18 protein-coding genes are annotated in these 13752 nt (G+C 43.2%); 10 read left to right on the top strand and 8 right to left on the bottom strand.

Annotated elements, in window-relative coordinates:
- Positions 1-124: 124 nt before the first annotated feature.
- On the top strand, positions 125-919 hold the full coding sequence (locus tag TV75_RS15605; RefSeq protein WP_044339728.1) for a cyanophycinase: 795 nt from the start codon (positions 125-127) through the stop codon (positions 917-919).
- 14 nt (positions 920-933) lie between these two features.
- Positions 934-3564: a cyanophycin synthetase gene (cphA, locus tag TV75_RS15600; RefSeq protein ID WP_044339727.1), complete on the top strand. Its 2631-nt coding sequence runs from the start codon at positions 934-936 to the stop codon at positions 3562-3564.
- Between the two features lie 75 nt (positions 3565-3639).
- Here the strand turns inward: cphA and TV75_RS15595 are convergent, their stop codons facing one another.
- On the bottom strand, positions 3640-5262 hold the full coding sequence (locus tag TV75_RS15595) for an ABC1 kinase family protein (protein ID WP_044339726.1): 1623 nt from the start codon (positions 5260-5262) through the stop codon (positions 3640-3642).
- Positions 5263-5409: 147 nt separating this feature from the next.
- On the opposite strand from TV75_RS15595, the gene TV75_RS15590 reads away from it, so the two are divergent.
- The 3 genes from TV75_RS15590 (at position 5410) to TV75_RS15580 (ending at position 7071) form a co-directional block, all read left to right on the top strand.
- Entirely contained in the window at positions 5410-5730 is a 321-nt protein-coding gene (locus TV75_RS15590; protein WP_044339725.1) for a hypothetical protein, read from the top strand.
- A gap of 87 nt (positions 5731-5817) precedes the next feature.
- A complete protein-coding gene (locus TV75_RS15585) occupies positions 5818-6159 on the top strand; it encodes a VOC family protein (RefSeq protein WP_044339724.1) in 342 nt (113 codons plus the stop codon).
- Between the two features lie 411 nt (positions 6160-6570).
- Positions 6571-7071, top strand: coding sequence for a DoxX family protein (locus tag TV75_RS15580; RefSeq protein ID WP_044339723.1), 501 nt, complete (start codon positions 6571-6573; stop codon positions 7069-7071).
- 95 nt (positions 7072-7166) lie between these two features.
- Here TV75_RS15580 and TV75_RS15575 read toward each other — a convergent pair whose 3' ends face one another.
- The 3 genes from TV75_RS15575 to TV75_RS15570 all read right to left on the bottom strand — a co-directional run bounded on the left by TV75_RS15575 (position 7167) and on the right by TV75_RS15570 (position 8560).
- Positions 7167-7352: a YfhD family protein gene (locus tag TV75_RS15575; RefSeq protein WP_044339722.1), complete on the bottom strand. Its 186-nt coding sequence runs from the start codon at positions 7350-7352 to the stop codon at positions 7167-7169.
- Positions 7353-7457: 105 nt separating this feature from the next.
- Positions 7458-7583, bottom strand: coding sequence for a YfhE family protein (locus TV75_RS21610; protein ID WP_082051312.1), 126 nt, complete (start codon positions 7581-7583; stop codon positions 7458-7460).
- Between the two features lie 71 nt (positions 7584-7654).
- A complete protein-coding gene (locus TV75_RS15570) occupies positions 7655-8560 on the bottom strand; it encodes a TIGR01777 family oxidoreductase (protein WP_044339721.1) in 906 nt (301 codons plus the stop codon).
- 90 nt (positions 8561-8650) lie between these two features.
- On the opposite strand from TV75_RS15570, the gene recX reads away from it, so the two are divergent.
- Both recX and TV75_RS15560 read left to right on the top strand, forming a co-directional pair.
- Positions 8651-9457: a recombination regulator RecX gene (recX, locus tag TV75_RS15565; protein ID WP_044339720.1), complete on the top strand. Its 807-nt coding sequence runs from the start codon at positions 8651-8653 to the stop codon at positions 9455-9457.
- 59 nt (positions 9458-9516) lie between these two features.
- Positions 9517-9930 (top strand): hypothetical protein, encoded by a 414-nt coding sequence (locus TV75_RS15560; RefSeq protein WP_044339719.1) that lies wholly within the window; start codon positions 9517-9519, stop codon positions 9928-9930.
- A 43-nt stretch (positions 9931-9973) separates the two neighbouring features.
- Here the strand turns inward: TV75_RS15560 and TV75_RS15555 are convergent, their stop codons facing one another.
- Entirely contained in the window at positions 9974-10645 is a 672-nt protein-coding gene (locus tag TV75_RS15555) for an SDR family NAD(P)-dependent oxidoreductase (RefSeq protein ID WP_044339718.1), read from the bottom strand.
- Positions 10646-11167: 522 nt separating this feature from the next.
- Here TV75_RS15555 and TV75_RS15550 point away from each other — a divergent pair.
- A complete protein-coding gene (locus TV75_RS15550; protein ID WP_044339717.1) occupies positions 11168-11494 on the top strand; it encodes a YfhH family protein in 327 nt (108 codons plus the stop codon).
- Positions 11495-11533: 39 nt separating this feature from the next.
- Here TV75_RS15550 and TV75_RS21605 read toward each other — a convergent pair whose 3' ends face one another.
- Both TV75_RS21605 and TV75_RS15545 read right to left on the bottom strand, forming a co-directional pair.
- A complete protein-coding gene (locus tag TV75_RS21605; protein ID WP_082051311.1) occupies positions 11534-11692 on the bottom strand; it encodes a YpzG family protein in 159 nt (52 codons plus the stop codon).
- 31 nt (positions 11693-11723) lie between these two features.
- On the bottom strand, positions 11724-11888 hold the full coding sequence (locus tag TV75_RS15545; protein ID WP_044339716.1) for a small, acid-soluble spore protein K: 165 nt from the start codon (positions 11886-11888) through the stop codon (positions 11724-11726).
- 151 nt (positions 11889-12039) lie between these two features.
- Here TV75_RS15545 and TV75_RS15540 point away from each other — a divergent pair, with 151 nt between their 5' ends.
- Complete coding sequence (locus tag TV75_RS15540) at positions 12040-12315, top strand: YfhJ family protein (protein WP_034762572.1); 276 nt, start codon at positions 12040-12042, stop codon at positions 12313-12315.
- A gap of 43 nt (positions 12316-12358) precedes the next feature.
- On the opposite strand, the gene TV75_RS15535 is transcribed toward TV75_RS15540, so the two are convergent.
- The gene (locus TV75_RS15535) at positions 12359-13345 is read right to left on the bottom strand and encodes a metal-dependent hydrolase (RefSeq protein WP_044339715.1); all 987 of its coding nucleotides are present in this window, start codon (positions 13343-13345) and stop codon (positions 12359-12361) included.
- 90 nt (positions 13346-13435) lie between these two features.
- Between TV75_RS15535 and TV75_RS15530 the strand changes: the two genes are divergently transcribed.
- The gene (locus TV75_RS15530; protein WP_044339714.1) at positions 13436-13744 is read left to right on the top strand and encodes a hypothetical protein; all 309 of its coding nucleotides are present in this window, start codon (positions 13436-13438) and stop codon (positions 13742-13744) included.
- Positions 13745-13752: the final 8 nt, after the last annotated feature.

Genomic DNA, 13752 nt, shown 5'->3' with positions numbered 1-13752 from the left:
CTTTTTTGCTTAGGTTTGAACAATGGTTAAAAGTGGTATAGATGCTTTGTTGAAAACAAAATATATTTTAAATTTTCAACTATATCTTTGGAAAATTAAATAAGAGCGAAGAGGTTGATGAAGGATGGCAAAAGGTGATTTGCTGGTCATTGGGGGCAACGAGGATAAATCGGATGAGAAAGTCATCTTATCGAAGTTCGCTGCATTATGTCAAACAAGACAAGGCCCGATCGGGATCGTTACGACTGCTACAGCTTATCCTGAAGAAGTGGGGAATGAATACGCAAGCTTGTTTCACACACTCCATGGAACAAAACCATTATTACTCCATTTGGATTCACGGGAGAAAGCGGATAATCCTGCACTGAAGGAGCAGCTGTCATCACTATCGGGATTGTTCATGACAGGAGGGGATCAACTAAGACTCACAAGCATTCTTGGGGGGACCACCTTTTATAAACACTGCTTCCAGGAATGGAAGGGGGGACTGGTCATAGGCGGGACGAGTGCTGGCGCTGCTGTCATGAGCAGGTTGATGATCATATCATCCAAGATTTCAAAAAAAGAAGATGTCTCCATCCTGGAAATGGGCTCAGGCTTCGGTTTCCTTGAAGACGTCATTATTGATCAGCATTTTTCCCAGCGTGACCGATTTACAAGGCTGATGAGGGCAATTGCATTAAATCCTCAGATCATCGGTGTGGGAATTGATGAAAATACAGCCATTTGGGTCAATAGTGAACACAACCAATTTGAAGTGATCGGTGAATTCAATGTGAGTATTTTTGATGGGAAAACCTCTTCCTATGTAGATGTTGCTGAAAATAAAGAGAACATGACCATTTCAGATATTCGTTTTCACACACTGGGTGAAGGCGCGATTTTTGATTTAACCAAACGGGAATTAATTATATCTTAAGGAGAGAACATTCAATGAAAATCAATCGCGTCAATTACTTATCCGGCCCTAATTTATACAGTTTCAAACCGACGATCTGCATCGAACTCGATATAGAAGGGTTTGAAGAAAAACCCTCAAATCTTCTGGGAGGGTTTACTGACCGTTTGCTTGAGGTCATGCCATCCTTATTAACACATACATGTTCACGGGGGTATGCAGGTGGCTTTGTGGAACGCCTGTATGAGGGGACGTGGATGGGACACATCCTTGAGCATATCGCACTTGAAATCCAGCACCTGGCGGGGATTTCTGTCAAGCGCGGAAAAACCATCACGGGTGAAAGGAAAGGGATTTACTTTGTGACCTACGATTATGTGGAAAAGAAGTCCGGCTATTATGCGTTCGTAGCAGCGATGGAGATCGTTACAGCCATTCTTGATCATAAAGAGGTCAGTGCCGATCCTTACATATCAGAAACATCTGATCTCTATCATTTGCATAAAATGGGACCGAGTACAGAAGCGATATATCAAGCAGCCAAAGACCGGAAGATACCGGTTGAAAGGACGGGTACAAACAGTCACTTGAGACTCGGGACCGGTAAGAAACAAAAATTCGTCCAGGCGACCATATCGAGTCAATCCTCTTACCTTGCTGTAGAGAATTCCTGTGATAAAGATGAGACAAAACTATTATTGAAGAGAGCCGGACTTCCTGTTCCTGATGGGGACGTGGTTTCGAACGAATTCGAGCTTCTTCAGTCTGCTGAGAAACTCGGATTTCCCCTCGTGATCAAACCTGTCAATGGACGTCAGGGACAAAATATCGTGACGGATATCCAGAATGACCTTGACCTGTTGACGGCATTTCGCTGTGTATACAGTGAAGGGACCGATTATATCATCGAGCGTTACTATAAAGGGAATGATTACCGGTTTCTGGTCGTGAATGGTGAACTGATTGCAGCAAGTCTTCGCCTCCCTCCTACGGTGATCGGTGATGGACGTAATTCAATCAAGGAATTAATTGAAAGCGAAAACAAAAATCCTTTGAGGGGAGAAGGACACGAGAAAGCGATGAGCAGAATCCCCCTCGATGAACGGACCGTTGTACATCTGGAGAAGGGCGGTCACTCCCTGGATTCCGTCCTCAAAAAGGGACAGGCTCTTGAGGTTTTGGGGAACGCAAATCTTTCGACTGGTGGATCGGCAATTGACGTGACAGATGATGTCCATCCACATTACCGGAAGATGGCAGAAGGAGCTGCGGCTGCGATCGGTCTTGATATTGCCGGGATCGATATCCTTTCATCGGATGTATCAGTCCCGTTCGAAAAGGGGGCTGCAGCCATTTTGGAAGTGAATGCTGCGCCTGGGATACGGATGCATCATTATCCATCAGAAGGAAAAAGCAGGGACGTCGGGGGAGCGATTGTAGACTATTTATTCTCAAATCGCGAAGAAGCGGCCATCCCCGTTGTCGCTGTGACAGGAACAAACGGAAAGACAACGACGTGCCGGCTGGTCTCCCACCTTTTGCAAAAGGAGAATGTAACCGTTGGCTTTACATGCTCGGACGGGGTTTGGATCGACGAACATCAGATTGATGAAGGCGATTGCAGCGGTCCGAAGAGCGCCAGGAAAGTACTCTCCCACCCTGGTGTTGACGTTGCTGTGCTTGAAACAGCCAGAGGTGGCATGCTAAGGGAAGGTCTGGCTTTCAGGCATTGTGATGTTGCCGTTGTAACCAATATCAGTGAAGATCATCTGGGCCTGAATGGCATAGATACTCTGGAGGATTTAAAAAAGCTTAAACAGACCGTGGTCGAAGTGGTTTTACCTGGAGGATCATGCATATTGAATGCAGATGACCCAAGATGTGTTGAAATGGCAACTGAAACATACGGGAAGGTTATCTACTTCTCCCTTTCCCTTTCCAATCCTGTGATACAGGAGCATATAGAGAATGGGCATGAGGCGTGGTACATGGATGAAGGGTGGGTCATGCATACCTGTGAGGGGAAAACCGAAAGATTCCTGCCTGTCTCCCATATCCCCCTCACCATCAACGGAGCTGCCAGGTACAATATCCTGAATGTGCTCGGTTCTCTTGCAGCCGCCCATTCGTTAGGGCGTCCACTTTCCGAACTTCGGAGTAAGGTGATCAGTTTTCTACCGACTGAAACCCAAAATCGCGGACGGTTCAATGTACAAACCGTGCAAGGAAGAACCGTCATTGTTGATTATGCCCACAATCCAGCGGGCTTAAGGGCCTTATTCGATACCATCGCTCATCTGAAGGATGGAAGAGTCATTACGGTTGGCTCAGCAGCGGGGGACAGGAAAGATGAAACGATTCATGATATGGGGATGATTTTTGGAGAACACTCGGATATCTTCATTATCAAGGAGGATCTGAATTTAAGGGGAAGGACACCGGGAGAAACCATCCATTTGCTGACCAGAGGAGTGAAACAATCCAAAGCACAACCATTGATTCATGTGCAACCTGAAGAAATCCATGCTTTGTTCATGGCATGGGAGATCTCACAACCCGGTGACACACTACTGTTTCTATATGACGATTACGCATCGATTCAAAGCTTTGTGGAAGAGGTCATGAAGAGCTCTGTTTCAAGGACCGAGTTTCAAAGGGCAGAATAAAACCGTACTTCCATAGCTCGAAGAAAAAAAGCTCAGAGGCGACTCTGAGCTTTTACTTTCAATAAGCACTCTCTGTTAATGAAGCTGCCCGTTCTTCAATTTCTTGAGCCATCTTCTTTGCCTTGTGGCAATAAACCAATACCCTGCCAAACCAAATCCTGCAAGTCCAAAGCTTCCTTGCAAGAGGAGCTCCATGTTGAAACCAAGCCCTGTGAAACCACCTGCGAACCCTGACAGTATAAGGATAAAAGCTTGCTTCTTTTGGCTCTCAAATATCTCAAATTGAAACTTGTTTTGCTGATGATGATCCTTTTGCTCGAGTGCTTTTTCCGGCACATCCAGGAGCTGATGGATTTTTTGCAACGTTTGAAACAGTGGCTGAGCGCTTATCCATTTGATAAGTAGCTCCCACTTGTTTGTGTTACTATCCTTAACCCAATCCATGAAGGCAGGTTTGACGACATCGAGGGTTTCCTCATCTGGACTCAAGGTATGAACAAGCCCTTCTATAGTTGCAAAAGACCGGCCTAAAAAGATAAAGCGGGTAGGGACTTGTACAGGCAATGATTTCACCATATCGTTGATTTCCTTCTTTACCGAAATCAGATCCATCTGTTTGAACTCCTCCATATCGAGAGTGACAAATTCCTTCAGCACAGGTTCAATGGTTTTCGGACTTGCATCAGGAAGGAGGAACCCTAATTGAGCCAGAGCTTCTGCTGCTTTCCGGAAATTCTTTAGAAGAATTCCTTCCAGAAGATCTTGAAAGTGAGTGGAATCCCTCTTGGAAATTTCCCCGATCATTCCATAATCCAGGAGAACGAAGGTACCATCCGGCTGAAGCAGTATATTCCCTGCATGTGGATCGGCATGGAAGATTCCGGGCTCAAGCCATTGGGGAAGGAAAAGGCGAAACAATTCCTTAGCTAGCTTCTGCCCGTCCAATCCATACGACTCAAATGCTTTTCGGTCATTCAATCGAACGCCATCCACCCATTCCATTACCAGTACTTTATCTGTACAAAGTTCAGGGTACATAGCAGGAATCTTCACGTTAGGATGGTCCTTGAACCGTTGTTTGAATGAAATAGCAGAATTCATTTCTTGTGAAAAATCTAACTCTTGTTCGATGACTTGCTTTAATTCCTTATAAAGCATTTTGAAATCAATGAAACCTTTTGGAACGGGTGCGAAATGTCTGGCAAACCAAATAATGATGGCAAGGGAGCGGAAATCAGTCCTAACCAGGGAAGGAATCTCAGGCCGCTGCACCTTGATAGCCGCTTGGGTACCATCAAACAGCGTCGCCTTGTATACTTCTCCGATAGAAGCTGAAGCGACGGCTTCCTGGTCGATGGCCTGTACCTTGGTAGTCACCGAGCCGTCCCATTCGCGTTCCAGAACCTTTTCAATCTCCTCCCATGGTGAAGGAGGGACGTGATCGACCAAATCCTGTATTTGATTGATGAATCCTTTCGGTAGCAGATCCTCACGTATACTTAACAGTTGTCCAACCTTGATCAACACACCATTTAATTCAAAGAGAGTTTCTTTAAACTCCTTTCCTATCCGTTCCCAAAGCTTATCTTTCTCCCATTGGGACTTACCGCGGAGACGGTACCAATAGACTCTGAACACAATCGATAACGCTAATGATAATACCTTCCACATTCTCCAAAGCTTCTTCTCTGACTTCATCGTTTCATCTCCCGTAACCGGCCTGTCTAGTTCTATTATGTAATACGGATAAAAAAGAAGAAAGTTTCTACTTCTATAACTATCAGAAGATTCTATCCTTTTAATGGTTTTTTATGGTAAAATACATCTTGTTGAAAGGAGAAATGTATGTTCGTAAAAGTCTATGAGTATCATATTCAGCCGGAAAAAATAGAAGAATTCTTTAAAGTACAAGAAAAGGCTGGTGAAATTTATAGAAAGTACTTAGAAAGTCATACGCTCTATTTGAAAAAGCAAGACGGAACAAAATGGATGGAGATTAATAGATACAAAGACGAAAGTGAATACAAAAAAAGCATAGAGTTGATTAATGAGCATGAAGAAATTCAGCATCTATTCACAGATTTTCAATCCCTACTTGTACCGGGCAGCGAAATAGTAGAAGAGGATTTTTTGCAGATTGAAGAAAAGAACTCATTAGGGATGTGAATGTTTGGGACTTGATTCAAAGCATGATGCGTGGGTGGGTACGATTTAGGGAATGGCCCAAAAAAATACGAAATTGAGGTGTAGTATATGAAACTGGCTTTTCTATGTCATCCGGTTAAAGATTTAACGGAATCTCTCCATTATTATCGTGATACTTTAGGGTTTGAAGAAGCATGGCGCGAAGGAGATCACACGATTGCTCTCAAGTTACCAGGTACGGATGTTCAATTGATGATCGAGAATGATGAGCCTGATTTAGGACCCGGTGGAATTTTCATCGTAGACAGCGTAGACGAATATTATGAACAACATCAAGAAAAACTTCATTTCATTAAAACTCCATGTGATATTCCTCCAGGCAGATATGCCATATACCAAGATGATAGTGACAACTTAATCCGGATCATTGATATGAGTGGCGAGCGTTAACGTAGGATTGGTGGGCGGTGATTGTTCATCTGTTAAAATATCGATGATTTTTACAAGTGAATTTGACAGTTAATAATCGGTGGATATTTAACAGTTGAAATTCCATTGAAAATCAGCAGCTGAAATCTTTCTTTAATTCAGCTGCTGAAAGATACCGTAAATTTATTTTCCACTAAAAAATATTAAGAAATAAACAACACACTTACCGATTTTGACACCTTTGTGAACTGATCAAAAGCCTATTGCATTAAGGATGGAGAAGAGGTATATTATAAGTGTAAAGAACATGTGAAACATTTCACAAACAAAACAGCTACCATATCAAAAATCAACATAAACTTTGAACAACTGTTTTTTTAATCATTCTTGTGAAATTTTTCACAATACGCATCCTAAAGGAGATGATCCATCATGAGATGGTGGGAAGATCAAAAGGTGAGCATGGTTTGGACAGTGATTAGAATTTGGTTGGGCGTTCAATGGCTGGAAGCGGGTTGGCATAAGGTGAATGATGGTTTTGATGCAAGTGGCTTCCTGCAAGGGGCATTGGCTAAAGCGACGGGAGATCATCCAGCCGTTCAAGGGTGGTATGCAGAATTTCTAAAAGGTTTCGCTATACCGAATGTAGATTTATTCAATGTTTTGATTCCTTGGGGAGAAGTGCTGGTGGGAGCTGGCTTGATTGTCGGATTCATGACAATACCGGCGTTACTGGCAGGGGCATTCATGAATTTAAACTTCTTATTAGCTGGAACAGTGAGCACGAATCCAGTTCTCTACACAGTTGCCATCATCCTTCTTTTTGCCGGCAGAGGGGCAAACTGTTGGGGAGTTGACCGCTGGGTGATGCCGTACCTGAAACATATGGTTCTAGCTAAAGACAAGCATCATAAAAAGCCGATCGTGGTATGATAGTACGTTTAATTAAAACCACCCATGCAGTCACTGCATGGGTGGTTTCTTAATGAATTCCTCAGGACCTATCTTTTTTACCTACCGGGATTGCTCTATTGGTTTTTCTTCACTCGTGCACGCTGGTTAGCAGCATTGGCGCGAGCTTGTGCTTCCATATCAGCCTGGTCGGCAAGTTCACGTGAGAACTCTTCGTCAACACCGTCAGATTTGAGCTGAGCGGGTGTTTGAGGCAAGCTGTTTTTGTTTCCTCGTTTACTATTTCCGCGTGATCTGCCCAATATGAACATCCCCTTTTCAGTTGGATAAAAAATAAAGGTACAGACTAACGAGTCTGTACCTTTATTCTTCTTCAAAGTAAGGTTTTTTAGTTAGGTAATAATTGACTATCTGTGGGATTTGGAAGTGAAGCCGCCTGCACGATCTGCTGCTTTGAATTCCCTTGAATACGTTACTTCCTGTGCACTGGATAGAACTGATTTGTTTTTGTCTTTCTTTTTCTTATTATCCATTCGTATGTACTTCCCTTCTTTTCAAGATTAATTCTATTTTTGCCTTGAAAGGAAGGGGGCATACCTGTGATTTAATGATAAATATCGATCAAGGCACTTTTAAGTTCAGGGTATTCAAATTGAAAACCGTTTTCTGAAAGGACACTCGGAAGTACCTTTTGTCCTTCCAGCACCAAGGCGCTCATTTCCCCCATGGCTACTTTTAAAGAAATGGAAGGGACTGGGATCCAGTGTGGTCTGCCAAGCACGGCCCCGAGTATTTTCCCAAACTCTTTCATGGTAACGGGAGAAGGTGCTGTCACATTCACCGGTCCGGAGATGGATTCTGTTTCCGCAATGAAATGCACCGCTCTTGCGATGTCTTTTATATGGACCCACGACATCCATTGGTCCCCGGGCCCGACCGTTCCTCCTACAAACATTTTATAAGGAAGAGCGATACGGGGGAGGGCGCCATCGTCTTTCCCCAGAATAATTCCGAAGCGTGCATATGCAACCCGGATGCCCAGCTGATTCGCCTTGCTCGCTTCCTTTTCCCATATTTGAACCGTTTCTCCTAAAAAGTTGTCTGCCGTTTCAGCTGACACTTCCGTATACGTGTTCGTTTTTGAAGAAGGGTAGTAGCCGATTGCACTTGCGTTGATAAGACACGTCGGTTTCTCTTTCAGTGCCTTAATAATGTTGATCACCTCTTGTGTTGAGTTGATCCGGCTATTGATGATTCGTTTCTTTCGTTCATCCGTCCAGCGGCCGCTGTTGATGGATTCCCCTGCAAGGTTAATGAAGGCTTGTATTCCTTCGAGCTCCTCTTCGGGTTTCGCACCGTCGGATAGCCATTTTACATAGGTAACACCTGAACGATTGTCGTATTTATCCGGATTTCGGGTAAGAATCATTACTTCATGTTGGTGTTCGAGTAGTTCCTCCGTCAAAGCCTGACCGACAAAACCTGTACCACCTGTTATAGCGATCTTCATCATCATCCCTCCAATATACTTATTATTTTACCTATCTACAGAATAAAAAACATATGCTGAATGTGTTAGGATTACTATGAGGTGGAAAATATGGGTAAGATTTCGAAAATAACGAAGCAAGTGAAGAACGATGAGCGTTACAATTTATTTATAGATGGAAAATATGCCTTCAGTGTCGATGAAGCAATCCTGGCGAAGTTTCAGCTCAGAAAAGGATTGGAGATCGATGAGCTTGAGATTTCTGAGCTACAATACGAAGACGATGTGAAAAAAGCATTCAATAAAGCCATACAATATTTAGCCTATCGAATGCGTACGGAAAAAGAGATTCGGGATCATCTACAAGAAGGGGATCCCGAAGATGGAATCATCCAGGAAGTGATTCATAAATTAAATGATATTAAATACATCAATGATTTAGAATTCGCACACGCATTTGTCGGGACTCACATGAATACATCTGATAAGGGTCCTACATGGATCCGTGGGGAATTAAGAAGAAAAGGGGTGGATGACCCTTATATCGAAGAGGCTCTTGCTGCATTCACAGTAGAGAAGCAGGTTGATAAAGCAGTCGGCCTTACCGAAAAACTTCTTCAGAAATACAGAAAAGACTCCAAAATGATTGCCAGGCAAAAGATTGAACAAAACCTGATGCGAAAAGGATACCCGGGTTCTGTTATGAAAATCGTCTGGGAAACAGTAGAATCAGATCGCGATGACGATGAAAAATGGGATGCCGTCTATCATCAAGGATTAAAGGCTCATAGAAAACTGAGTTCTAAATATGATGGATATGAGTACGTCCAAAAAATGAAACAAACGCTATATAGAAAAGGTTTTTCAATGGAGGACATCGAAAGACTTTTAGAAGAATTAAAAGAAAATGAAGAATGATTTGTTGTTTTCAAGATAGATTAGAGAGAACGAATGGGGTATGACAAGGGGGAATTCTGGTGGAGATCTTTACGATTCTATTTGTTTGTTTGACACTATTGCTGCTGATCGGTACGACTAAAAAGTTCAAGCTTTATGCAGGTGGAGTAGTGGTGGGGGCAGCCGCACTGTTTGTCATTGGTGAAATCATCATTAAAGTCCGAACCGGATTCTATACACTGGGGAAGCAAGAGTGGTATAACCAGGGGTACGCCGAAACAATGGGGAAATGGGTGATGCCATTTTTTCTCTTGGGTGTGGCGGTATTCCTCATCCTCGTTAACATCCGGATGATTCAGCAGTTTCTAAGAAGAAAAGACGGTATCCGCTGGGTGTGGATGGCTCTTGTAGTCGTGATTGATGCCTTCGCTGTATTTTTGGTCCCCGTGTTATTATTTATCGTGGCCTTTATGTTCTTCCCATTTGCTCCATAATTGAGAGGGCAGTCTTCCTTTAGGGAAGGCTGCCTTTTACGTTTTATTTTTTTGATTCAATGACGATTTCCTCTTTTTCTTTAAATTCATTCACAATCAATTCCGCAACCTCTTTAGGAGAGCGAAGCCTTGAAGGGTCACTGATATGATCACTGTTCTCCCAGAATGGAGTATCCATTCCACCCATATATGCATTCACGATGCGAAGGTTCGAATCTTCGTATTCTCTCTGTAAGCTCTCACCAAATCCTCTGAGGGCAAACTTGCTAGCTACATACAATGATTCGTTCTTTTTACCTCTAAGACCAGCTGTTGAAATAATGTTAATGATGGTGCTATTTTGGTCCAGTTGATTTAGAAGTGCCTTGGTAAGTCGAATGGGACCCAGTGCATTTGTTTCAAACATGTTTACTAATTCCTCATCGTCTGAATCCTTGAAGGGACCGAAATAGCCTACTCCTGCGTTATGTATGAGTAATTCAACAGTATGATCATTAAGATGATTTTTGCCGAATTGTTGAATGTCTTGAGTTGAACGGATATCCAACGTGTCAAATGAAACCTGTCCGCCTAAGCTTTCGATTTCTGCTGCGGCTTCTTTTAAACGGTCTTCCGTTCGCCCAAGAAGGAAGATATGATATCCTTGCTGACTAAGCAGTTTTCCTAATTCTTTTCCGAGGCCCGAGCCTCCTCCTGTGATGATGGCTGTTTTCATGAAAGTGTCATCCTTTCTTGTGAATGTGGTTACATAATTATCTTGGAATAAGGGTCCGACTTATGCTTGTCGGGGCTGGCCAGTCGTCTCCGCTTTTCTTATTGTCCAGCTGCGACTCCTAGCCCCTCGAGGTCATTTCCAATCAAACAGTTGAGGGCAAAGAGCGCCCTCATCTGTTTGCTCGGAAATGCTTGTCGGGGCTGACCAGTCGTCTCCGCTTTTCTTATTGTCCAGCTGCGGGGCTTAGAGGCTCGAGGTCATAAGTCCAGCCCACCAAAAAGGCAAAGAGCGCCTTTCCGGTGGACTTGCCTTATGCTTGTCGCCTCTGGGCAAAGCCCCTCCGCTTTTCTTATTGTCCAGCTCCAGCGGCTAGCCCCTCGAGGTCATAAGCCGTGATGGCCAAAAAGGCAAAGAACGCCTTTCCGGCCATCCTGTCTTATGCCTGTCGGGTCTGACCAAGCCGCTTCCGCTTTTCTTATTGTATCATTTTCTCTATACTACTATTAGTAGAGGTGATGAAGGATGGAACAAGAGAGAAGATATAGTGAGATGACGGAGCATGAGTTGAAGCAGGAAATTGCTTCGTTGAAGGAGAAGGCAAGAAAGGCTGAACAGTTGGGAATTGTGAATGAGTTTGCCGTGTTGGAGCGCAAGGCCCTTATGGCGCAGGCTTATCTAATGAATCCCGACAACTACAAGCCAGGGGGAATCTACGCGATAGAAGGAGATCCCGGTACATATTTCAGAGTGGACTACTTAAACGGGGTATTCGCCTGGGGATATCGCTTGGGTGGCGATGGAAAAGAAGAGGCTCTGCCCATCTCCCTTTTAGCAGAAGAAAAAAAATGATGAAGAGGTCCGTCATAGGGACGGACCTCGGGAAGCAGTCTAGGAACGCTTGCGTGTCTGGTTCTCTAGAATGATTAAGTCTTGAGTTTGTGTGGTTTGTCCATTAGCTTGGGAATGGGCATGCTTTGGATTGTAGAATGCCTTGTTAAATGGACTACTGTACTTATTTCGGTAGAAGTTGTTTTTCATGTTTGCCATCGTAACTACCCCCTAAACAAATTTCACTTCATTAAAGTGAGTCGTGATCTCTTTCTCCAGAAGCTTTCATACGTTCTTGAGGATGGGTATTGATGGTGCCGTTAGCCCTTTTAGATGCAAATTCCGCTTTAGCTCTCGGTTCACCTTCGAATTTATTGTTATTCATGTTAGGGAACCCTGTCGTTTTATTTCGCATAATGTGCCTCCTAAAAGGTGAAATGTACTTACTCATACCGTGAAGAAGCAAAGATTCACAACTAAGCTTAACCACGTACTTATAGTATGGGTGAAATGGTGTACATTATCATAAAAGCGGGAACTAAATATTTGGAAAAGGAGGAGACAAAATGGAGTCAACATTCCATGAATTAACTCAGTTGTTAATTGAAAAAAATAATAAGCTCTCGTATGAAAAAGCAAGAACCTGGATTGAACTTGTCTGGGAGGATTTCGAAGCAACATACGCAAAAGCAGGTTACGATTATAAAGGGAAAGCAGTAACGGAAAAAGTCGTTCGCCAATGGGTGAATACCTACGGAGAACAGATCCATGAATTCGCTGCACAAAACCCTAAATACAAACACCTGATCGACGATAAAGAAGATGATGATTTAGTACATTAAAGTGATGAGGGACGGACCTTTTAAAGGTCCGTCCCTCACTGCTTTAATCGATTAAAATGTCGATGTCCACTTTTGAGCGGAGTTTTTCTTCGCTGAAGACCCATCCTGTGTAGGAGCTGACGATGTTCAGGTCTTTGTCGAGCTGTACCAACGCGACGAATGGATAATGTCCGTTATTTCTGTAACGAAGATCGATAAAGCGTACTTCAAAGTGATCTTCGTATTCGTCCACTTCCCAGCGGTAGACCGGGGAAAAGGAAAGAAAGGCCGCTAGATTTTTATCTTTTTTAGCAGCATTGATTACTGGATTTTCAGGAATCGGTACCCGTTCAAATTTATCAAAAATTGTAATCGACCGTCTGAATGCCCTTGCGACATAATAATGCTCCTTCGTGACGATGGCTAATCGCCATTGGAAAAATCGGATGGTCGGGGAAACGATGATTTTTTCCGCATTCGGAATTCTTCGCTTCACGGCATTTTTCACGGCTTTTTGAACTTGGAATCTCAAGACATAATAAGCAAAAATCACAATGTACATGACCAAAAAGGTTTTTCCCGGGGGTAATCCAATGCCCCAGAGGATCAATCCCCCGATATGAATCCCGAAAATAATCGGGTCAAACGTGTTAATCACTCCTAAAGCGACCCATTTCGACGAAATCGGCCTGATGGCCTGGGTCCCATAGGCGTTGAAAATGTCGACAAATACATGGAGGAATACGGCCACAAATGTCCAAATCCATAAATGGAGCAAATCTGCACCCGGGAAAAATGGATAAAGACAAGCGACAATTAGAAGCGGCCATAGAGCAACAGCTGGAATACTATGGGTGATGCCTCGGTGATGACGTATATAAACAGCATTATTGCGTAATTTCAAAACGGTATCAATGTCTGGTATTTGAGAGCCGATGACTGCTGCAACCAGCACACTTTGAGAAGTGGCTGCACTTTCAGCAACAACGGGATCCAGGGTGGCTAAGCCCCCAAGAGCGAAACCCATGACAATATGAGTGCCTGTATCCAAAAAAAGTCCTCCCTTGGCTCATTTTCATCTGTTTTCTTTATGACTTGTATTCATTTTTGAACATGATATGGTTAAAAGGAGTTTATTTCAATGAAAAACACTTTACACATTTACTTAGAATATGAAATAAAACAAAATTTTCAACCTCAATATAAGCAGATTATGAATAATATCGTAGAGACATTACCACAATACGACGCCTTTAATATTCAATGGGAAAAGTCCGAAGCCGACTCTAATCGTTACATCGAACGGTTTATTGTGCCCACGGAATCCCATTTCCATGTTTTGAAACGTTTACGAACTTCCCGTCGTCATTTATTATTTGGATTATTGGACGAATGTATTTGTGGAGGATTAAAAGAAATAAACCTTGTTGGCTTAAAAAAACAGCTTTAATTATTTAT

This window comes from Rossellomorea aquimaris (genome assembly GCF_000935355.1).
GTDB classification, from domain to species: domain Bacteria; phylum Bacillota; class Bacilli; order Bacillales; family Bacillaceae_B; genus Rossellomorea; species Rossellomorea aquimaris_B.
The sequence above is the reverse complement of the archived record's forward strand: the minus strand, read 5'-3'. Positions and strand labels throughout refer to the sequence as shown.